We start from the raw sequence: 21806 nt of genomic DNA, 5'->3' as shown, positions 1-21806 counted from the left end.
GCCGCCATCAAATTTGGTATCTTCGATAAGAAGGTTGTCGGCTTCCCGAGCGTCTATAAAAATTGCGGTATTGCCTTCAAAAGAACTGTTGAGAATGCTGACATCGTCACCCTCCACAGCGAACTTACCCTGTGTTTGATGGTAATCTACGCCAGCCTTGGCCTTCAAGCCCTCGTACCCTGTATCCGGGGCTTTGCTATGGGTGACCGTCAGATCAACAACGGTATTGCCATCCCCTAAGAGAAATAGAGATGACTTATTGGTGGCAGTATCAATAATATCTATTCCTGCCCCCGGCGCCCCCCCCGCAAGCGTGAAGTTATCCGGCAAGGAGATATTGCTGCCAGAAATTTTATACATGTCATCAAAGACAAACGTGTCGCCGGGTTTGAATGTTTTTGCCAGCGCGGCAAATTCGTCAGAGATGTTCTGGCCGGCTTTCCAGCCGAGATCGGAAGAGTGGATGATTGCCATTTTAGTAGCCTATCTACATTTGAGGGCAGCGATCATGCGACGCCAAGGCATCTCGCATGATCCGTGGTGGAGCCCATTGATGGTCATGTATGTGAGAACAAGAGAATTCCGCCCTCTTGAAGTAGAGCGAAGGTTCTTGATGCCGTCCGACACGGCTTCTAAACAGGAGAACTCGTTCTAAGATCGCGCAAACATTTACACGCAGTTCAGGCGTTGCTGTTGGCTCTGCAATTTCTGTCACGTCTGCCCTCTAGTGTCTGCCCAAATACACAGTGCGGGCTCTTAGTGACCCTTGATGTGCGAAACTTTAGCTTTTTACCGTCAAGCATATGCATAAATATTGGCCTCAGATAGAACAACTCACCCAACACAGATGAGGTGAAAACAGGAGAAATCCTGCTTATCGGTAGGATGAATCCCGCGCATATGCCTGGTAATTCACAGTTATGCCACTGGCGATAATTTGCTGAGCAATTCGAAAACCCATAAGTTTCGAATTCAGAAAATTCAATTTCTGACACTGAGCTTTACATACATAGCGGTATCACAATAATTTCTCTGAAAATGAGCTGCGAGTACGTCGAGTGCATTCGTGTCGTGTCTTGTGCCCCTGCAACATAAAATATAATGCTCAACCGCAATATGTGCAGGAGAAGGGGCTTTCGACATGTTCCATAGTGGGGTGAACCCCTTGTACAAAAATAGATTTCGCCGATATTCATACCTGTTCCGCCTTTTGCCACCGCGCCCAAACTTTGATTTTGACAATGTTTTTGTAATTGGCATGAACAAAACCGGCACCACTTCGGTTAATCTATTCCTTAAGTCGCTGGGCCTACGTCATTTGACAATCAACGAACATGTAAAGCAGCAGTGGTCTTTGCAGCGCCACAGCTATCTCATGTGGTTGACAAAACGTTTTAATTCTTTTGACGACGTACCCTGGAATCGACCTGACGTAATTGAACGCTTAATGCAGATAGACCAAGATTCGCGCTTCATACTGACCCTGCGTGACTCTGATGAATGGTTTAGTTCGCTACAGCGGTTCCGCGCCAAACGGGGACGCCCTGTGCCCTCGGACGATGAGGCAGAACACATTAAAAACACTTTGCTGCTTGCCCACAATGAAAACTGCCGTGCGCTGGCACAACGCTATGACCGAAAACTGCTAGAAGTCGATGTAACCAAAGACTCTCAGGTCGCCGTCAAGATCGCCGCTTTTCTGGGGCTCGATACGTCGCAGTTACCTGAGTTTCCTCATGCTAACCGAACCAATTGAGCCCGCTTGATGTCCTTCAAGATTGGAGATCTTAGGCCTGATTAGATAACTTTCTCAAAGGGAAGTTTTTGCAACTTCTGAACTGTCAAAGAGTAAAGACGAGTCGGAAAGCTGGAGTCTATTTTTAAAAATGCTACACTTCAATTGACCGCTATCAACTCTGACCATGACTGCTGCTCCAATCAGCGGGCGGTTTTAGCGGCAGCGCGACCTCAGTAGCCCTGAAGACTTTTTCCGAGCCGCCACGCCGACGAATGGTTCGGCCGCATATCATAACTCCGCGCGACGTGTCGCTAACTTCAATGTCATTTACTTTGAAGGGATAATCTCATCAATGAGATTATCATCGGTGGGCTTTGTCCAGACAAAGAGTCCTGGGATTGTCCGAACGTGCCTATAGCCCATTTCGTCAAGAAAAGTATTGCAGGTACGTCGATTGTCCTCGATCAGAATGATTGGTGCATTACGTTCGATGGTGGCGCGTGCGCCCTTAAGCGCCGATAGTTCATGGCCTTCTACATCAAGCTGGATGACAACAACGTCTTGAAGATTAAGACTGTCAATTGTCACTAGCCCCACAAGCTGCCCCTCATCGCTCAGTGTCGAACCCCCACCGCGATGCTCACCTACTTCACTTCCGGTATCAATATGAGCAATGCCCGTGCGATCGCTCAGACCTGCATTCTGAATAAACACATTTTCTAATGCGTTTGCTTCGACGCATAGCTTTGCCAAAACATAATTCTCAAGGACGGGCTCGAAGGCGTACACGGTTGAGGGACATGAGCGGGCAAATGTCGGTAGCATATCTCCAAAAAACGTGCCTGCATGGATCATGCTACCTCCCTTTCGCTGCATGATTTTGTCGATCAGATTGTGTGTGTCAGGTTCATAAACTTCCCCAACCAGAATAGCGCGGCTTGCAGGACGGTGCTCGGCATATTTTGGCACGAAGTATATCCCGCGGTCGTCCTGCGTCACTTTGCTGAACGGAATCTTGAATTGTTCGCCCGCGACGATGCTTGCAAGGCTTCTCTTGGGCCCCGTGCTACGGGACTGCGTCTTTAGGCGCGAAAGCGCTGACCAGATGATCGGCGGCACAAAAGGTCTTACTGCATTCTTCAAGTTCATATCCCAGTCACGCCTTTTCCAGTTCACATTGCTACACTGATAGGTTTTTTAGCAAAGATCACTTAACCCACTTTTCCTGGCATACGAAGGTTTTTGATATAATTTTTAGGGTGCAATGCTCTCAAGGGCTTGGCCGTCCCAAAACCTTGTCGCAAAATATTTACATGAAAATCGGATATGCGCGTGTCTCAGCGGCCGATCAGAACACTAATCGTCAACTTGATGCGCTGAAGGTAGCCAGATGTGTGAAAGTTATCATCGAAAAGCTCTCTGGCGCCTCTCAATCTTGGCCGAAGCTCAATAAGCTTCTTAGCTCGATCTCTATTGCACGGAAGACACCGGGGGCAATCTGATCCACCCACTCAGCCTACCTGTGCAGTCGCTGGAGATGGCGGTCAGTGATGGGGAAATCCTCGGCGGACGGAAGGACAAATATCCGATCTTAGAGAGAGGCAATCCCACGTCGAATATGGTCAGGCGGTGCAAACCCACGGATGAGAGCATGATAACAGTCGGTTCGGCCAGCCGTCTCCAGAGCGCCTGTACAGGCTACAGACTTTGACCATCCCGAACCAGTGGGGTAGTCCTATCGTGTTGGAAAAACCAAAAACGCCCATGAGAGTGCTGTATTGCCAGCTCTAAGGTACTCGCCAACTCGCAGGAACGCGGTCTCCAAAGCGTTTTCGTACTGCCTCATAAACCGGAGAAAGTGCTTTTGTAGCCTCTGCAACCAAAGCATCCGTGGCGGCGACATCGACCCCCACATTCACACGTTTTGATAAGTTTATCTCCAACGGAAACCCAAACGCATGTTCGAGCTGCGCAAGCTCTGTGTCAGTCGTCAGCGTTTCGTAGAATATGCAGGTCAACTGATCTGTCACCCCAGCAGCATCGCAACGACCGAGTATTGCTGCGTAATTTGATTTGCGATAGCCGTTGCTGCTTGTGTCAATGAAACTATTCCGAAACGCTTCTAATACTTGATTGCGGGTAACAGTGCCTTCCTTAAGTTCCTTTCGAAAACGATGCCGCACATCAGACCAAAGCCGGTCTACGGGATCACGCATCATTAAGACAAGCCTTGTATCTGAATGCACTGCCGCCATGCGCGCTAAGAGATCTGGCGTACAAGCTTCATAGTCCGGTGTTGATTCAAAGATCACCGCTTGTCCAGCATGGCCCGCCGACAGATAAGCAGCATAAATATCTACGCTATTTTCATCTCGTTGCCGTAAATTCCAGAGCCGTAGCGACTGGCGCAGGTCAAACGCCGTTACACTGGTGCGGCGCACAGGCCGCAGGAGCAGGGCAGCGACTTGCTTCATAGCCGTCTTTCGTGCCCGACCGACCCATATTGATCGCACACCTGAGCCCCGCACAAGATCCCAATAGTGCACCTCTTTAGTGTGGGATACATGTACCCGTTCGTCTGCCTCTAGCAATCGATAAAGTAGCGTGGTGGCAGCTTTCGTAGTACCGATGCATATTACTACGCGCTCTACTGTCTCTGGCCAGGGTAACATGGGAAATGTAGGTGTCATAAAGCTAGGTTTTGTTGAAACAAGAGCAGTATTAGACATACAACCCAGTCGTTTATATCACTACCATTTAAATTCGATACCACATATATCACCAAAAGACGTAAAATTTCTTTGACTGGACTTGTGTCATCAGAAATGATGGTGCGCGTATGAATTGAATGTCTCATTTATATAAAGGCCAGACAGCCTTGGCTTACCCTTGCTCCGCTCATTTCCAGCAAAACCCGACGAAGTCCTTATTCGCATACCGCAGCGGTTCAACGATCTAGTCACACCATTCTGCTTTCACCGCATAGGTATCTCAACCTGGGGCGGCCAGATGCGCGGCCTTATAGGTAACTGAATCCAGGGGCGGCACAGCCGGAAATAGTCGCGATGAGGGGACAGCACCTCCTGATTAACGATGGCCGTGAATACTTAGTCTGCGAGTTTGATCTCGCACCACAGGAGCCGCTCGTCGAGCCCATGATTGCGCCGGATGGAGGAGGTATCCATCGGACCGAAGCCATCGATCTGCTCCTAGTTCCCGATCACGATATTGGTGCGGATGCGGGTGCCTTCCGGGACAAAGCTTTTCGACCTGAGGTGACCTCTTATGGCTACCGCATCAGGCTCTATACGCATTTAGAGTTTTCATAAACAATGGATATCAAGTCGTGTTTCAAAGGAAGCTTTTTAGCTCAAATTTTCCAGAAAGACTGTACATTGCCATAAGTATGATGGTTGCCAGGTCAAAAATGGTGGATAATAAAACTATGAAGCTGTGTCACTTTTTGAAGTTCAGAAGCTTCAACTGTAAAAGTAAAATCTCTATTAAGATACTAAATACCTTGAAAAAAGAACAGACAATGCTCAGCAATTCCCCGAACCACATTGGGACCCTATGCGCAATATGCACTTCTTGGAAATTATGATGTCAGAGCTTGACCGCCATATATTTTTTATCGGCCCACGCAAAACCGGAACTACGACGATATACGACGTACTCCGAGCATCAGGCGTCCGCACGCCACTGACAATCAAAGAGACGTTTTTTTTTGAGCAAGACACTATTGACCTTACAGATTACCAAACTCGCTACAATCTTGATCCCACAGAGCCGTTCGTCGAGGTGTCACCCTCTTACTTCAGCAATGAAACAGCGCGACGTAATCTTAAAGCGCTTTTCCCAGAGGCTTGGATCGTCATAACGTTGCGCGACCCAGTCAAGCGCTGCCTGTCTGTCCTATCCCATATCGAGCGCGTCGGGTTCATAACAGTGTCAGACGAGTTCAACACGGGGCGTTTCGAAAGCAACAAGCATGTCAAGACTATGCTCGCCACATCTCATTTCAATGAATACATAGATCTTTGGGCCACCACTTTCCCAGGGCGTACCATCGTGATGCGCCAAAACGCTAATGGTGAATTCGATGCAGATGCATTGGCAAAAACAGCCGAGGTCTGCGGCATACCGCTGCCTTCAGACTCGATACGCGAGACGCGGTCAAACTATGCTCGAACTTCAATAAGCCCACGTTTTGTTCGAGTAGCGAAGAAGGCGATGCGCGATCTGGACCGGATTGGACTGGGAGCAGTGCGTCGCGCGCTGAAGCCACTTAGTTGGTTTGTCTATCGCACAGCACCACCTCCCGATCCACGGATTGAGAAACGGCTAGAGGAATTGCTAGCCGACAGCCGCGCGCAGTATGAGGCAATGCCGATTTGGAATCTGCGCTAGAAGCGCAGTATTAGTGACCCTCCCCCACTGAAGTGGTCCGCCGCTATGTTTGGATGCACTATCCAGTTCCGGGCGCTCGTTGACTACCAACACATCTGAGCCGAAAACCGCGTGTTCACTTGCTATATCAGATAGTACTTTTCTCGATCGCCTAGCTTTTCGGGAAAATTCGGATCAGTGTAAGGCATTCGTAATTTCATTTCCCAATGTGCGGCCCAAGGTAACTACGACATGAACGATGACCTTCCGAACTTTGTGTTTGTGAGTCCTTACCGGCACGGGAATGCCATGTCAGGGGCACGACGCCGGACAACCGAACTGTGCAAAGCTCTACAAAACGAGGGTCTTGCGCGTGTCGTTGTGCTTTCGCCCTGGCTCATTGACAATTCAACGGCTTACATACCCTTCAATGCTGAGGGAAGACCAATTTCACGTGTGTTCAAATACATTAAGCTTATGTATCTGCTAAAGCGTTTTCGTAATGCCTATATTGTGTCCGAATACCCCATCGCTCCCTTGCCAATCAATGCCAACAAAATACTTCACGTAATTCACGATGCAAAGTTCGCGACTGATGTTGGACGGAGGGGGAGAAACCTCACTTTAATTGTTCACAAGATTTCAAGCCGTATCTGCCACCAAGTCATCACTGTTTCAGAGCCTGAAAAGAAGAGGCTCTCAGATGTCCTTGAGCTTGATCCAAAGAAGATTGTTGTATCGAGAAACGGTTTATCTGAAGAATGGTTTCGCGAGCTTCCAAAAAAGGAGCCGGAGTATGATCTCCTTTATGTTTCGAACTTTGCACCTCATAAGAACCATCTTGGCTTATTAAAGGCCTGTGTTGGCTCCAATTGGCGGATTGCGTTCGTTGGGTCTGACATGGGGACCTTAGAAAGCTGTATCGATTACGCTTCCGAGAATAATATTCAGTGTAGTTTCTTGTCGAAACTCTCAGACAACGAGCTGATCGAAGTCTATGACGCGTCGCGCGTTTTTGTGTTCCCATCCAAACTTGAGGGGTTTGGAATTCCATTTGTCGAAGCGCGATCACGCGGCTTACCAGTTGTCGCGAATGACATCGATATCTTTCAAACATTGGCAGCTTCTCTGCACGGAACACTTGTGGATTTTGAGGATACCTCTGAAGTAAAAAATAAAATCGCGCACACGCTGGAACTTGCGAAATGTGTACCTGATAACATTTCTGATTATCGGTGGAGAAAAATTGCAAAAGATTTTTTGGAATCTTCTGTTTAGAAGGCAGAAAATCAAAATCGACGTCTGCTGTATGTTTTGCGCTGTATGAAGAAGTCGGACGCGTTGAGTTAAATGCGCTGATGCAAGTAGGCTGATACGCACATCATAAGCGAAGATTTTTTTGCACATCTAACAAACGTCGGAGTGACCAGGTGAGAAGTTGTGTTTAGATTAAGCTTCATAAATTTCAGAGGTCTAGTGCATGAATGACACAGATATCATCAACCCGACATCCAAGCGCGTTCTGGTTACTGGAGGGGCAGGGTTCCTGGGCAGTCACCTATGCGATCGTCTGGTCGAAGCGGGGCATGATGTCCTCTGCATCGACAACTACTTCACCGGTCGGCGCGGTAACGTTAGCCACCTGTTAGACGCGCCCAATTTCGAGTTGATGCGCCATGATGTTACCTTCCCCCTCTATGTGGAAGTGGATGAGATTTACAATCTAGCCTGCCCTGCATCGCCCATCCATTACCAGCACGACCCGGTACAAACGACCAAGACGTCCGTACATGGTGCGATCAACATGCTGGGCCTCGCCAAGCGTCTGGATGCCAAGATCATGCAGGCATCTACATCGGAGGTTTATGGAGATCCTGACATCCACCCCCAACCCGAAACCTACTGGGGCAACGTGAACCCCATCGGTATGCGCTCGTGCTATGATGAGGGTAAGCGCTGCGCCGAGACCCTGTTTTTCGACTACCATCGTCAGCACAAGCTGCGGATCAAGGTGGCCCGGATTTTCAATACCTATGGGCCGCGCATGCATCCCCATGACGGGCGCGTGGTTTCTAATTTTATCATGCAAGCACTTAAGAACGAGGACATCACCATTTTCGGTGACGGTCAACAGACCCGCTCATTTTGCTATTGCGATGAATTGGTTGAAGCCTTCATTCGCCTGATGGAGACATCGGACGATGTAACGGGGCCCATCAACACTGGCAACCCGGGCGAGTTCTCCATGCTGGAACTGGCGCAAACAGTGATTGAGCTTACAGGTACAAAGTCCAAAATCGTGCACAAACCATTGCCGCAGGATGACCCCAAGCAGCGCCAGCCAGACATTGCGCTGGCCAAAAAGCATCTGAACTGGGAACCAAAGGTTCCCCTGCGCGAGGGTCTCGTCCCGACGATTGCGTATTTTGAAAACCTTGTGAAAGCAGGCATTGCCTGAGAGTGGGCGCTCTCTTTAGACTTCGATCCTGATCTGGGCAACTTGATCCGTTTAGGGCCGCTGCGGGCTTATCTGGTAAACGGTGAATAAACTGGTCCGTAAGCGCTTTGACTCTTGGCCTGATCCGGCGTGCAAATCTCGATGGATTGAGAATGGATGGTTCCTAGACAGCATCCTTGTGAAAGGCCTCTGGCAAAGCTTGAAATACGAATGTGTCTACCTTCATGCCCGGAGAACCTGATCAGAGGCAAAGCCAGGCGTCGGAAATGGATAGCCGTGAGCGCACACGTTCCGCCTTTGGCGGACAATTTCCAGCCGCAGTCTATTGGCTGAGAAAAGATGAAACCCAAACCAATCAGAAGTTGCGGAAAGCCTGCTTAACTTAAGCCGGAAACGGTCCAAACATTGAGGAGTAGCCGCGAGTGTTTCAGCGATACAGAATCTAAGGCTTCCATGTGATGCTGATTAAAATTGCTTTCTTTTTGGGGAGTGGGATATGTTAGCGTCTTTGCGAGATTCATTGCGAACGCGCCTTCCATAGGATATTTAGAGAAGACCTATTTGAATTATCTGTTGAACGTCTGATGTCAATTTTTGCAGTTTTAGAAAATGAGTTCGAAGTGTATTTTTCAGTACGTTTCGCGGGATTATCTGGTCAGGATTCGGCGTGCTAGTTGTCGTGTAATGGTGAGGATTATATTTGTGCGTTGCCAGAACGGTGTTCTAGGATCTACACCATGCCAGCACTAAACTTTGGGCTATACGAAAAGGCCGACAACGTTAAGGTTCCGGCTTTATGATCACGAACGCTTATGCTCAAGGGTTCAAAAGCCTTAGGATTGCATTTATCCTTCTGGGGGACCGCAATAAGGCCAGTTCACGTGTACGAGGCTATTGGATCGGCGAAGAACTGGAGGCACTGACGCATCATGTTTCCTACCATAACACGCAGCTAAGGCAGGACTACCTGCGGATATTGCCGGTTGTGATGCGCCATGACATTCTGATTTTTCAAAAACAGTACTCTCGCTATGATGTCGCCCTTTTACGTATGGCCAAACTCATGGGAAAGCGGGTGTTCTTTGATATCGACGATGCCCCTTCTCGAATAGGGAGCCGAATATCTCAGCGGAATGCAGCCACCATGATGCGTGAGGCACACGGGGTTTTTGCCGGCAGCCACAATCTGGAATCTTTGGCCCGAGATGCGGGCGGGGCTGTACATTTCATCCCCTCAGGTATCCGGTTGGCTCAGTACAAGACGCGTAGCCCAAGTGACACCGAACAAATCTGTCTGGGTTGGATTGGCAATGGTGCCCACTATGTCGAGGATCTGTCCTCGATCCTTGAAGCACCGTTGCGCAGTCTTGCTGCGCAATACAACATTCGTCTCAAAATCGTTGGGGCTTGTGGTGAACCGAAACTCGCAGATGTCTTCGGTTCTATCGACGGACTGACGCTCGATCTGGTGGACGAGGTGAATTGGTCTGACCCTGAAGCGGTGATGCGTGCCGTAGAGGATTTCGACATTGGACTCTACCCGCTCATCGAAAACAAGTTCAACATCTATAAATGCGCATTCAAGGCGCTTGAGTATATGGCCACATCTATTCCTGTGGTGGCAAGTAACGTAGGTGCCAATGGTGATGTGATCACTCATGAATCGGATGGGTACTTGGTTTCGTCACCTGACGAGTGGATAGCTTGCTTGTCTCGTCTGATTTCAGATGGCAGTGCAAGACGCGAACTTGGCGCGAACGGCCGCGCCAAGGTGGAAGAGCGCTACAGCACCAAGGCTTTGGCGGCTCAGGTTTCCGAGTTGTTGTTATGATTACCGCACCCGAGTATCTGCAAAAACCGATCAAGGTCGCCTTCGGGTCCGTGCCCAAAGACGGCGGCACCTTTACGTTTTATCGCAATATCCGGCCCGCTCTCGCAGCCCGGGGCATCTCGATCTACTGCGTTACTCTCGGAAAGCCGCAGGCGCGTCTCTGGGAGGACGCCTATGTGGACGACGGCTGTGTCCAATTGGCCGCTACGTCTCTGAGTATGAAAGACCAAGCGCGTGTTTTCACCAAATGGTGCGCTGACAACGATATAGACTGTGTCATGGCGATCAATTCCGAAGGCATATTGTCGGCGATCCCCCATCTACCTGCCCACATACGGGTTCTGTCGCGCTGCGCTAACGCATTTGATCACGGCTACCGCATCACGATGTCAGGCCGGGAGCGGTTGGCCCGGATCATCGCGTTGACCCCACGGCTTCGCGATGACCTGGTGGCTGACTACGAGGCGGATCCGGAAAAAGTTGTGCTCATCCCCAACGGAATCGATGCCGCCAAGTTTGAAGCTGCGGCGCAAAAAGAGCGCGGCACTGGCGCAAGGCTGGAATTGGGATTTCTGGGGCGTCTTGAGCACAATCAGAAAGGCGTGATGTACCTGCCCGCGATTGTGGACGCACTCCACACCCGAGGTGTGCCATTTCGGTTGCGGATCGCAGGCAAAGGTGTAGACCGCGCGCGGATGGAAGAGGCTATGGCCCCCCACCTGGCTGAGGGCCGAGTGGAGTTCATGGGAGCGTTCACTCCGTCGGAGGTTCCACAATTTCTGGGGCAGACAGATGTCTATGTCTTCACGTCCCATTTCGAAGGCTGTCCGAATGCTCTTTTGGAAGCAATGATGGCCGGATGCGTGCCCGTTTGCGGCTTGATCCCAGGCATCACTGATTTTCTTGTTGAGGCTGGACGCACGGGGTTCATCGAGACACTGGGCGATGCTGAAGGCTTTGCATCTGCCATAGCCGCTTTGCATGAGGATCGCACGAAACTTGCGGCCCTCAGCCGGACCGTAGCGGCTGAAGCCCGCGAGCGGTTCACTGACGAAGTCGCTGCCGATGCCTATGCCGCCCTGCTCCGCGATATGATGGCCGAACCCCCACCGAACTACCCTCCCCGCTCCTGGAACGCGTTCCAACCCGATCCCAATTTTCCCGGCTATTGGCGGCACCGCATTCCGGTTGGACTGAAGGCCCTTATGCGGAAATTCAGATGATCTGGGTTATATGTTTCATAAACAGCTTTGGTCATCGCAACGGTCGCAATACAGAAATGCGAAACAGCCATGCCCCACAATATGGTTTTGCCCACAGAGGGCCCGATGTTTTACTTAGTATGGGGTTGTGGAGCCACCTTGGGCATCTCCCGATCCATTTGAGCAACAGGCAGTTCAAGGAGGCACAACATGCCTAAGGTCGTCATTTTGTTGTCTGACAAACGCTCGGGCTCGACAATGCTGCAGGAAGAGCTTTGCAATCACTCCGGCATTCGACATGTTGATTATTCATCCCATACCTATTTCGAGACTCATCACTGGCTCAAAGCATCTGTGGTCCTAAACCGGCCCAATTCGCTCTATTCCGGGTTTCGGCAATATGCAGGCTACGGTACGCGGGAGAATGCGCGCACCTATCTCATCGACACGCTCAAGGGAAACATGCCTGATTATGAGCCCCCGGAAAACGATGAGGAATTGATCTTTGGAGGGTGGGAAGCTCTGTGCAAAACCTTTGCTCAACCGGTCTTCTTTGAGAAATCACCGCAGATTCTCGCGGAATGGTGCGCTCTTAGCCTGCTTCTGGAATGGACGCGCCGCACAGAGATGGAGGTGAAAATCATTGGCCTCATACGCAATCCGTTGGCCGTGCAGTACTCCGCCCATGAGCTCTTTTCGACTGAAGCCGAGCAACGCCAGTTCGGCTGGCTCAACATCCAGCGCAACCTCTTAAGCATCCAATCCATGTTGCCGCCAGACATGTTCAGGCTGGTACGCTATGAAGACATAATTTCCGACCCGAAACAGGGCTTGGCTGATCTGTGTGAATTCATTGGCGTGGAATACGAGGAGCAAATTGGTGCTTCGGTGCATACTTCTTCAAAAGAGAAATGGATGGCGAATGAGAACTACACGCTGCAACTTGACCCCTCGGTCAAACAGATTGCCAAAGCCTTTGGGTATCAGGATTCGGAACTGATCAACCCACACAAACCGACAGCAGAGAAACTTGCCGCGATGCGTCCAGACTTCAAGACACGCGCTAAAAAGCAAGTCATCCGCTTACGCGACCGGGTGGTCCGCCCCGTGTATCTCAAGCTAAAAACCGCACGTACGACAAGGAAGTGACCAACATGCCGCGTCCGAGCCTCGGAGTCGTCTCAATCTCTTACAACGAAGAACGGGATATCGGGGGGTTTCTAGAGAACCTCGCCTCCTGGGTCGATGAGATTGTGATTGTAGATGACGGATCAACAGACCGCACTGAGGAGATGGTGCTGGCCTATGGCGATAAGGTGAAATTCCTCAAAAGCCCGCGCGTCGAAGGTGAGTATTTCAGCCACCAGCGCAACAAGGGGATTGACGCAGCCAAAAGTGATTGGCTCTTGCACATGGATATTGATGAGCGCGTCAGCCCAGAACTGGCCGCTGAAATCCTTGAAGGCATCACCAACGCCGAAAAGGACGGCTATCGTTATCGACGGCTGAACTACTTCATGCACCGCCCTATGAAAGGGGGCGGTTGGCGGGACTGGAACCTGGTCCATCTGGCACGACGGGACAAGTTCCGCTTCGGTGGTATGTTCCACGAGGATTGTCTGATGGACGCGCCGCCTGAGCGGATCGGCCAGCTTCACGGGCTGATGATCCATTTCAACGAAGATAACTTCGAAAAGCGCCTCCGCAAAAGCGCAACATATCTGGAGGAGATTGCTACGGGCGTCGAAGGCCGGAAGCGTCCCGTGACATGGATCGATATTGTGGGGCGCCCAGTCGCGGAATTCATTCGCAAGTATGTCTTCAAACGCGGGTTCCTGGACGGCATACCCGGTTTCATTTCGGCGGCCCATTCGGCAACAGCTATTTTCCGTGCTAACGCGCTCGTATGGGACCGACAGAACCACATTGATCGTTCTCAGCTGGATGTGGATCTCAAGAAAAGCTGGTCTGCTGTGAGCCTGCCCCAAAGGGGTGAGTAGTGATGGAAGTCGCAAGCCCCTCGAGTATCTCTGTGGTTATCCCGACCTATAACCGGGCGCATTTGATCACTGATGCATTGGATAGCGTTGCGGCGCAGTCTCACGCTGTCGACGAGATTATCGTAGTGGACGATGGCTCAACCGACGATACCGAAAGCGTTGTTAAATCCTGGGGCGAGAAAGCAGGGCAAGGCATCTCGGTTACTTATGTCCGACAGGAAAATGCGGGTGGGAATGTTGCGCGCAACCATGGGATTGAGGAAGCGAAAGGCGATGTGATCGCCTTTTTGGACAGTGACGATGTCTGGGCAGTCGAAAAGCTTGAAAAGCAAATTGCAGTGTTGAAATCCAATCCGGCATTTGGCGCTGTTTATTGTGGTGTCCGTGAAGTTGCTATTGGATCGGACGACCCTGCCGAGGTGCCCGTACGCTCCTATCCGCACGGTGATCTTTTAGATGCTCTGTTGGTGTCCGATGTGACGGCACCGACGTCTTGTTACGTTATACGCCGAGACGTGTTCAAAACGGCTGGCTGTTTTGATACCAGCCTGCAAGCCCGCCAAGACTGGGACATGTGGATCCGAATAGCCAAGGATTTTAAAATTGGGGCTACTCCAGAAGCTTTGACAGATTTGCGCAGTCACGACGGGCCGCGCACGATCACGGATCCCACACGAGAACTCAAAGCTTACAAAACAATTTTGGCAAAATATGCATCTCTGCGCGCGACTAAGTCATTTCGTATCCGCCAAGCCGCTCTGGCATCCTACTACAGGCGTGCAGGCCGCGTGCATTATCATCATATGGATGCACCGGTTCAGGCCGTTGGATATCACATGCGCTCAATTCTGACATGGCCGCTTGAACCTGATAGTTATGCAGCTCTTTTGGGGATTTTCTTGCCAGCAGGTCTTCGAAAGCGTCTTCATGTCGGGTGGAACCGTATCTTCGGTCGGACCTTTCTGTCGATCAAAAGCCATTAGGATCAAATTTAGTGCTAAATGTTGCGTATTTTTCCAACCAGTTTGCTAGTGCTGAGGGCCACGGAATCGCGCGCTATGCTCATGAAATATATAAGGGTTTGCGCAAATGTGATGATCTTTCCATTCGGCCCGTAGCGGCTTGGTCCTCCCTGCCCCCTGAGAGACTGTCTGCGCTGCAGAGGGACACAGGGCTTGAGTTAGTCAAACTAGGGCGAAGGCTGACACCCTTGGCTTGGCATTTCCTCGATATTCCAACACTGGAGCGACTGATTGGTGGCACTGTAGACGTGGTGCATGCAGTTTCACTTGGATATGCAGTGTCCACGCGAAAGCCTTATGTCGTAACTGTACATGATCTCGGGCCGCTTACACATCCCGAGTATTTCTCCAACAACAAGCCTTGGATCATGGAGAGGAGCTTGAGGCAAGCCGAAGCACGGGCCGATGCAATCATCTGCGTTTCGGACTCTACCGCCAACGAAGTCGAGGGATATCTCGGTGCACATGTGGCCAACCGGATTCGTGTGATCAAGGAAGGAGTCTCGCCGGAATTCTTCGAGCCAAGTGATATGGCCTGTCTCGCAGGGCTTGATCTGCCGCCCGACGATATTCCAATCATTCTGACAGCTGGAAAGATAAGTCCGCGTAAGAATATGCAGGGCGTCATACGCGCCCTAAAAAAGGTAAGAGACAAGATTGACCATCACCTCGTTCTGGTTGGCGCTGATGGATGGGAAACTGAAGTCGTACTGAAGGAGTTGGATGACGGCACCCTGCGGAACCGCGTTCACCTGCTGGGCTATGTAAGAGACGACCAACTGCGCGCACTTTACAGGCGCGCATCGCTCTATATTCATCCGTCGCTCTATGAAGGCTTCGGTTTGACGGTATTGGAGGCAATGGCTTCGGGTGTACCAGTGATCACATCGAACATGTCCTCACTGCCGGAAGTAGCCGGAGAGGCGGGTTTGCTGGTCGATCCCGCCAATGACATCGAGATTGCTGAAGCCATCCAATCCATTTGCACGGATACGTCTCTTCGAGAAGTAAAAATCGCACAGGGACTGGCACGCGCTGGCCTGTTTTCATGGGATGACTGCGCCGTGGAACTAGGGGACGTGTTTGCTAATGTGAGGCGCTGAACTGGCGTTGTGATGTTGATAAAGCCGTAGCATACCTTGGCAACCAGCGTTGATGTACAGAAAATACTGGCTTTTGAGCTAGTTCACCTCAAAGACAGGGCGCGCACTTGAATAATGCTTCACAGTCGCTCTGGTGTTCGAAGCGATTTCCCGCCAAGAATCAACTCTTGGCCTTCCAAACTTCAGCTAGCGTTCAAATGAGGGGTTTTCTGGACTTTGTCGGCATCAAACTCCAGAAACGCGCAAATCTCTGTTGTATCCGTCGTCTTTGTAATATCAATCGCCAAAAGATCGTTCGGTCTTTGTCGAAAATATCTGATTATCCGATCGTTGCGTTCTGTATATCTCGAAATGCAGTGATCGCGATCGTACAGCAGATTCCAATCCACAGTCTCACGACCGTTAGTCACGCAAGTTACCAGTCTTTTGTTTGACTCTAACCAGTAATTTCCTCTCTTCCCTTCCCAAAAATCTGGTCCAGCTTCTTCTATATTCTCAAAACCAAAATACTGCTTGTGAAACCTGACCAAGCTCAAGTACCAGTCGGAAGGATCTCGCAGCGTCAAAACAAATTTGCTGTTAGGGAATAAAGCATCTAGAGCGATGTAAAGCTCCTCATGTGAGAACGGAACGTCTTGAAAGGCATCGTATCTCGCAACGAACTTTCGAAGTACCTCATACCGACCACTAACCAAAACGTGGGTCAGCAAATTCTCTTGTACCCGTTGGTCCGGCATTTTGAACCCGAGTTCGCGAAACACAGCTTCGAGGGTGGTGGTTCCTGTCTTGTTCGCACCAATACAAAACACTTTATTGTAACCCTTCCTTGCCTGGTTTTTCTCTGCAAGGTGTTGATACAATAAGGTCTCGTTTCGATCTAAAAACCTTGATAGGTCAGGAGAGAAATAGTAATATTTTATCCTTCTTCTAATTTCTTTTGATTTTATTAACCTTCTAAAACTCTTCATTTTTTTCAGAATCATAATCGATATGTCACTCCGTGTGAGTTTAACTGTCGGCACCATACTACATACCATATCAAAAGTTGGCCGGATGCATGGAGATATAGTTCGCGGACCGTTTTCGGAGGCCAATTTTTCGCACTGTAAGATCGGTCTTTTTGTTTGTGAACACCAAATTGAGGTTGATTTGGGGCCGCCATGTTTGCGCGCGTTCCGCTCGCCTTCACCCTGGACCTTGATCCCCATGCTGTAGATGAGCAAGCTCAAAGAGCCATTGCCGCCGCGATAGGGGGTGTTCACACTCAGCGTCCGTTTGCGCACATGATCTTAATTCTGTTGCGGCGTTTGCATCGACGCTTGTCGCGTTTGACGGGAGTCTTCCGTTGTTTTCGACCGGGGATGACCCTAAGCTGGAAACTGTCCGAACATTGAGGAGTAGCTGAGTGATCGGACGACTTCGCTCGTTTCGGTGCCTTTGGGCAATCTATCTAGGATATTTTTCGGTTTTTGATCGATGTCTTCATCATTATCTGAACGCACGAGAGGAGTTTATTTCTTTGTTCTTTTTGTTCTGATTTTATTCACGATACCCAAAGCCAATTTTCGATTGGGCCCTATTCCCATTTATCTGGTAGATGTTTTCGTTATGTTCTTGGTGGTTATTGCGCCTCGCCGGGCTCCGCCGTCATGTAGAAAAACTGTACGCTACGCTACTTTGTTGAGCATCATACTGCCAATCGCGCTTGTTAGCGAATTGATGGGAATGATCACCTTCGGAAATTTTTTTGAGGCAGTTTACCAATCCTTTAGGACCGTAATTGCGTTTCTTGTATTTCCCTTAACGGTTCGATTCATACGAACGCCTTGGGATCTTCTCTTGGTTCTTCAGGCTCTTGCTTTGGCCGTTCTCTTCACATCATTGCTCATGGTCATGACCTCCCTTCCGCAAACCCGTAGCTTTGTTATTAACGGGGTGATGTCCAATAGTTTCCTTGATCCCAATTGGAGAGGAGTTGTTGACAAGTTTGGAAGTGCAAGAGACGTAGGCGTTCGCGGGCAGTCTCTCGTTGGAGTGTCTATTCTTAGTGCGGCGTTTGTAAATGTTTGCTGGCCCCTAACCGCATTGCTTTTGCGGTGGCCCGGAAAAATTGGGGTGATGCGCGGTATTGCAATGCTCAGCTGTCTGATGGCCCCGTTTGCTGTGCTGATGAGTTATTCCCGCGGTGCAATTGCTGGCTCAATTTTGATTATACTCGTCGGTCTTCTGTGGGGCTTAAACCATGTAAGACGTGGAATTCTTTTCCCTGCTGCCATTTTTGCCATCGTTATTTTTTCAATCGGAGTCGGATCTAGCCTCTTCTTTTTCGACAGGCTTGTTAACCGTACCACTGCCACATTTAATTCTGAGCTTGCTGGCGTTGGAGAACATGAAAGGTTGTACTCATACACTGAGCCCTTCGAACACGTCATCGAGCATCCAAGATTTTTATTCCTAGGCGAAGGCGTTACGATAAGATATGCAAACAGCCCAATTGCTTCGCAGCAAAGGGGAAAAGCCACACATTCTGTATTTTCAATAGCCTATTACTCATACGGGATGATTGCAGCTTTACTTTATACAGTGTTAATTTGTCAGATCTTGTTCTTCACAGCTACCATGACCAAATCGAAGAGAGGCACACTCTCACGAGCATTTGCACAAGCATTATTTCTAGTCGTTGTCGGCATTATTCCATGGCTCGCCTCTGCACACGGAGCGATTTCTCATTCCAGAGGAGCAATGCTCTTATTCTTCGTCGTGGCCTTGGTGGCGTCACTTGATCGCTTTAGGCTATTGGACAGAGGTGTACATAGCGGAAACCTGGCGAGCGGCACGGGCCTCGCGCACCGAAGTTTGGCGGGGAAAAAAATCACGGAAAGTATAGTGCGTTGAAAGCCAGTTACGTCAACAAACGTGCCCCGACATTTTCTGCCAGATTACCTGTGCGCACTTAAATTGCCCTACGGAACCGACGTGTGTAGCAGCAAGTATTTTCATGCGATCCTAGGACGGATGTCGGATCAGCCCATCACTCAGACCTTGTATAAATGTCATCCAAGGCCTGCTGTCCGCAGCTAAACATTTAGATGCGCCAGCAAACCCTTTGTCAGAACACTGCAGTCCGGGATGAGCAGCCTTCAGGGCCATCAGTTCTCACAAGCAACAGGTAGACTGATCACAAGTGAAGAGAGCGCCAAAAGTAGCCCAGCTGCGACTACATAGCCTTTTTACGCAACCAACCTAAGAAGGCTGCATCAGCTTTTTTTGGTGGACGACGTGCAGCAAAACGCCGCCATTCCGCCTCCAACGCATAGACATCAGCGCCTGGCGCTAGCCTTCGGGCTTCGTCGAGCGTCTCCGGCGCAAGCGCGAGCCCCGCAACTTCGTCCACCACTATGTCGCGACGCGTGACGGCGATAATGTCTCCTGGCTCCTCCCTAAACTGGTACTCAGGCAGGCTATCACGGGCCATGATGTCGCGCAGCATGGCTCGAAAAACGCGGCGGGGCGAGGCGGAACCTGATTTCTTCAACAGCACCTCCACCGACACACGCCAGCTCGCTTGTTGCCCGCAGTGTTTGCGCGCCAACGCATAGAGCCGTCGCTCCAACGGTTTGCGCAGCTCGAAATAGCCTCTGTTAAGGGTCAGAACCGAACGGGCCATCACCGCGCGGTAAATCCATTCCGAAAGGGTTACGCTGACCGAAACCATCCGCCCTGCCCGGGTTTTGCGCACAATCTCCCAGCGTTCGATCAGGCCAAAGCCGGTCGTGATCTCGCGCTCTCCGGTGACGATATTGGTGGTGATGCGTGTCCCGGCAAGCCGCTCGAAAGCCTCCTTCAGACGGCGGTAGGCATCTCCGCTGGTTTCGCGGCCTGTCGCCAACAGCAAATCATGCGCCGTCAGCGTAAGCTGCCGCGACACCACACGGCCCGCGTTCAGCGCCGCCATCAACTGGCTGATGCAGAAGATCAGGATGTCGGCATCAAAGATCGTGGCACGCCCCTTGACCGAGGGCGTCACGGTCACCGCCACATCATTGTGGGTGTAATTCAGAATGCGTCGGTCGGGGCGCGTCGCCAATGAAAAGAGCGGATGCTCCAGCGATGCCAGATCGTGTTTCGGACTGGCCGCAAAAAAATCGCATACAAAGAAATCGTCTGGACCTGCCGCAGGTGTGCCTGTAGTCATCTGCCTCTCCGTGCCCCATTTGCGGAACTATGTATTTTTTTCATTTTTAGTCAGGGAAGCACTGCTCTGTTTCCCCGGGAAATGGATTCGTCGTTTCATTGACACCCAAGTTATCCACAGGCTGCGTTCAGGTATAGTCTTTTGCCCTCGCAGATCGGGGGATCGGAGTCGGTCCTTCGGGGGATCAGAGTCATTTTATCGGGGGATCAGAGTCATCTTGATCACAAAATGTCAAAAAAAGATAATTTTTTCAAAGGCTTATCAATGTCACTTACCAGTGTAACTAATAATAACCAAATTTTAACACCTTAAGCAGGCGCCAAAGGCAAACAACACGACTATTTGCCAGAAAATCCCCTTGTTTTCTTATAAAAAGGAAGGAAAAGTTCGAAATACATTCCATGTTACGTGTTTTGTGATACTCTATGAAAAACGTGATACATGGAGGTATCGATGGGTATTGATGGTCAAGTTCCCTATCTAGGCATTTCACCTGATGACGCGCTGGCAAACATGGATGCGCCTATCGATACAGAAGGTCTCGCAAAGATCGCAGCAACATGTCGCAACGGATGGAATATCATTGCAGGCCGCAGACACGTTGCAACCGAGCAGAAGACCCTGCGCCGTTTCTCGACTTGGGAAATCACCAAGTATCTCATCCCCGTTGCTCCTGCCCATTTCCGCCGAGTACTGCGCCAGAATCCTCAGTTGCCACAGGGGCTGACAGAAACCGATGGCGGCGCAAAATGGTTCACCCTCGACGAGGTGCTGCGCCTGCGGACTCATTTCGCAGCCGAAGGCAGTAGACTTCGCGATTACCTGCCCTACCGCCCGCCCGGCCTGCCCGCCAAGATGGTCACCGTAGCCAATTTCAAGGGTGGGGTGGGCAAGACCACGACTGCGGCACATCTGGCGATGTCTGCGGCTTTGGATGGTTACAAGGTGTTGGTTGTTGATCTCGATAGTCAGGGATCGATGACCTCGATCTTCGGAGGGCAGATTGAGGATAAATGGAAAACCGTCTTTCCCCTGATTGCCCGCCACTACGGCGACCACTTGCGACGGGACAACCAATCACGCCTGGATCGTGGCGAGGCCCCCCTGCCCCTTGACGACACCGTAGCCCAGGCCATTGAGATGACTACACAAGACATCGTCCAGCACACCCACTGGCCGAACATCGATCTGATAGGCTCTCAACTGGATTTGTATTGGTCCGAGTTTCAGCTGCCAATTTGGCGCACGCAAACGCGGGCCTGGAGGCTGTGGGATGCGCTCTCGGACAGACTGGAAGTAGATGGGGTGCTGCAGGAATACGACCTTGTGGTGCTGGATACACCTCCCTCTCTGGGGAATCTGACGATCAATGCGCTGACTGCTGCCGATATTTTGCTAGTGCCCACAGGCGCGTCGTTTCTTGAGCTTGAAGCCACTGGCCGTTTTTTTGACATGCTGCATACGACCTTTGCTTCGATTGAAGAAGCCGAGAATGCCGCCGCTCAGGCGCTGGGACATGCAGGGCTGAGTTTTGAATGGGATGCTGTGCGCGCAGTGGTCACTCGTTTTGACAGTGGCCAACAAGCAGAAATTGCCGCCCTCATGCAAACCAGTCTCGGAACAGTGCTTTCCCCCCATCGGCAGGATTTCACGCCCCTTATTGGGCAGGCAGACGAGCAGGCAGCGTGTATCTACGAAACCGATTACCGGGATTTCAACAGAGAGGCCTACGCGCGGGGGCGTTCGACCTTCGACGCAACCTATGCTGGCTTCAAACGCCTGCTTCTTGGTGCATGGCGTCGTGACGAACTGGCCGCCGAGGAAACAGTCAGTAATCAGTCATAAGCGTTCCAAACGGGATCAGCCGC

The 21806-nt window shown here is 50.7% G+C and carries 19 protein-coding genes and 2 pseudogenes; 14 read left to right on the top strand and 7 right to left on the bottom strand.

Annotation, left to right across the window (positions count from 1 at the left end; genetic code table 11):
* Nucleotides 1–474, bottom strand: a 474-nt coding sequence (locus GOX63_RS20030) for a hypothetical protein (protein WP_170546957.1), incomplete at its 3' end; no start/stop codon positions are given.
* Nucleotides 475–1141: 667 nt separating this feature from the next.
* Here GOX63_RS20030 and GOX63_RS20025 point away from each other — a divergent pair.
* The gene (locus GOX63_RS20025) at nucleotides 1142–1756 is read left to right on the top strand and encodes a sulfotransferase (protein ID WP_170329166.1); all 615 of its coding nucleotides are present in this window, start codon (nucleotides 1142–1144) and stop codon (nucleotides 1754–1756) included.
* 309 nt (nucleotides 1757–2065) lie between these two features.
* Here the strand turns inward: GOX63_RS20025 and GOX63_RS20020 are convergent, their stop codons facing one another.
* Nucleotides 2066–2881, bottom strand: a complete 816-nt coding sequence (locus GOX63_RS20020; RefSeq protein ID WP_170329165.1) for an FkbM family methyltransferase — start codon at nucleotides 2879–2881, stop codon at nucleotides 2066–2068.
* A 170-nt stretch (nucleotides 2882–3051) separates the two neighbouring features.
* On the opposite strand from GOX63_RS20020, the gene GOX63_RS20015 reads away from it, so the two are divergent.
* The gene (locus GOX63_RS20015) at nucleotides 3052–3240 is read left to right on the top strand and encodes a recombinase family protein (RefSeq protein ID WP_170329164.1); all 189 of its coding nucleotides are present in this window, start codon (nucleotides 3052–3054) and stop codon (nucleotides 3238–3240) included.
* Nucleotides 3241–3525: 285 nt separating this feature from the next.
* Here GOX63_RS20015 and GOX63_RS20010 read toward each other — a convergent pair whose 3' ends face one another.
* Nucleotides 3526–4410 (bottom strand): sulfotransferase, encoded by an 885-nt coding sequence (locus GOX63_RS20010; protein WP_254436046.1) that lies wholly within the window; start codon nucleotides 4408–4410, stop codon nucleotides 3526–3528.
* A 393-nt stretch (nucleotides 4411–4803) separates the two neighbouring features.
* Between GOX63_RS20010 and GOX63_RS20005 the strand changes: the two genes are divergently transcribed.
* From GOX63_RS20005 to GOX63_RS24170, 10 genes are all read left to right on the top strand, one after another.
* On the top strand, nucleotides 4804–5067 hold the full coding sequence (locus GOX63_RS20005; protein ID WP_170329161.1) for a hypothetical protein: 264 nt from the start codon (nucleotides 4804–4806) through the stop codon (nucleotides 5065–5067).
* A gap of 274 nt (nucleotides 5068–5341) precedes the next feature.
* Nucleotides 5342–6148, top strand: a complete 807-nt coding sequence (locus GOX63_RS20000) for a hypothetical protein (RefSeq protein ID WP_170329160.1) — start codon at nucleotides 5342–5344, stop codon at nucleotides 6146–6148.
* Between the two features lie 231 nt (nucleotides 6149–6379).
* Nucleotides 6380–7405 carry a glycosyltransferase gene (locus GOX63_RS19995; RefSeq protein ID WP_170329158.1) on the top strand — a complete coding sequence of 342 codons (1026 nt, stop codon included), beginning with the start codon at nucleotides 6380–6382 and terminating at the stop codon, nucleotides 7403–7405.
* Nucleotides 7406–7607: 202 nt separating this feature from the next.
* Nucleotides 7608–8585 carry a UDP-glucuronic acid decarboxylase family protein gene (locus GOX63_RS19990; RefSeq protein ID WP_170329157.1) on the top strand — a complete coding sequence of 326 codons (978 nt, stop codon included), beginning with the start codon at nucleotides 7608–7610 and terminating at the stop codon, nucleotides 8583–8585.
* A 796-nt stretch (nucleotides 8586–9381) separates the two neighbouring features.
* Nucleotides 9382–10416: a glycosyltransferase family 4 protein gene (locus tag GOX63_RS19985; protein WP_170329156.1), complete on the top strand. Its 1035-nt coding sequence runs from the start codon at nucleotides 9382–9384 to the stop codon at nucleotides 10414–10416.
* Nucleotides 10413–11639 (top strand): glycosyltransferase family 4 protein, encoded by a 1227-nt coding sequence (locus GOX63_RS19980; RefSeq protein WP_170329155.1) that lies wholly within the window; start codon nucleotides 10413–10415, stop codon nucleotides 11637–11639. The genes GOX63_RS19985 and GOX63_RS19980 overlap by 4 nt, the downstream gene beginning before the upstream one ends.
* Nucleotides 11640–11828: 189 nt before the next feature.
* Nucleotides 11829–12767 (top strand): sulfotransferase, encoded by a 939-nt coding sequence (locus tag GOX63_RS19975; RefSeq protein WP_170329153.1) that lies wholly within the window; start codon nucleotides 11829–11831, stop codon nucleotides 12765–12767.
* 5 nt (nucleotides 12768–12772) lie between these two features.
* Nucleotides 12773–13618 (top strand): glycosyltransferase family 2 protein, encoded by an 846-nt coding sequence (locus tag GOX63_RS19970; RefSeq protein ID WP_174826847.1) that lies wholly within the window; start codon nucleotides 12773–12775, stop codon nucleotides 13616–13618.
* A 2-nt stretch (nucleotides 13619–13620) separates the two neighbouring features.
* Entirely contained in the window at nucleotides 13621–14601 is a 981-nt protein-coding gene (locus GOX63_RS19965) for a glycosyltransferase family 2 protein (RefSeq protein WP_170546954.1), read from the top strand.
* The gene (locus tag GOX63_RS24170; RefSeq protein WP_367647221.1) at nucleotides 14553–15743 is read left to right on the top strand and encodes a glycosyltransferase family 4 protein; all 1191 of its coding nucleotides are present in this window, start codon (nucleotides 14553–14555) and stop codon (nucleotides 15741–15743) included. Before GOX63_RS19965 ends, GOX63_RS24170 begins: the two co-directional genes overlap by 49 nt.
* Before the next feature lie 182 nt (nucleotides 15744–15925).
* Here the strand turns inward: GOX63_RS24170 and GOX63_RS19955 are convergent, their stop codons facing one another.
* From GOX63_RS19955 to GOX63_RS23690, 3 genes and pseudogenes are all read right to left on the bottom strand, one after another.
* Nucleotides 15926–16711, bottom strand: a complete 786-nt coding sequence (locus GOX63_RS19955) for a sulfotransferase (protein ID WP_254436044.1) — start codon at nucleotides 16709–16711, stop codon at nucleotides 15926–15928.
* A 180-nt stretch (nucleotides 16712–16891) separates the two neighbouring features.
* Nucleotides 16892–17023, bottom strand: a pseudogene (locus tag GOX63_RS23880) (IS5/IS1182 family transposase); the annotation flags it as partial.
* 2 nt (nucleotides 17024–17025) lie between these two features.
* Nucleotides 17026–17106, bottom strand: a pseudogene (locus GOX63_RS23690) (IS5/IS1182 family transposase); the annotation flags it as partial.
* 113 nt (nucleotides 17107–17219) lie between these two features.
* Here GOX63_RS23690 and GOX63_RS19950 point away from each other — a divergent pair.
* On the top strand, nucleotides 17220–18638 hold the full coding sequence (locus GOX63_RS19950) for an O-antigen ligase family protein (RefSeq protein ID WP_170546946.1): 1419 nt from the start codon (nucleotides 17220–17222) through the stop codon (nucleotides 18636–18638).
* 322 nt (nucleotides 18639–18960) lie between these two features.
* Here GOX63_RS19950 and GOX63_RS19945 read toward each other — a convergent pair whose 3' ends face one another.
* On the bottom strand, nucleotides 18961–19938 hold the full coding sequence (locus tag GOX63_RS19945) for a replication initiator protein A (RefSeq protein WP_170546944.1): 978 nt from the start codon (nucleotides 19936–19938) through the stop codon (nucleotides 18961–18963).
* 453 nt (nucleotides 19939–20391) lie between these two features.
* Here GOX63_RS19945 and GOX63_RS19940 point away from each other — a divergent pair, with 453 nt between their 5' ends.
* Nucleotides 20392–21783 carry an AAA family ATPase gene (locus tag GOX63_RS19940; protein WP_170546941.1) on the top strand — a complete coding sequence of 464 codons (1392 nt, stop codon included), beginning with the start codon at nucleotides 20392–20394 and terminating at the stop codon, nucleotides 21781–21783.
* Nucleotides 21784–21806: the final 23 nt, after the last annotated feature.

This window comes from Ruegeria arenilitoris (assembly GCF_013031355.1).
GTDB classification, from domain to species: domain Bacteria; phylum Pseudomonadota; class Alphaproteobacteria; order Rhodobacterales; family Rhodobacteraceae; genus Ruegeria; species Ruegeria arenilitoris_C.
This window is presented reverse-complemented; position numbering and strand designations above follow the sequence as displayed.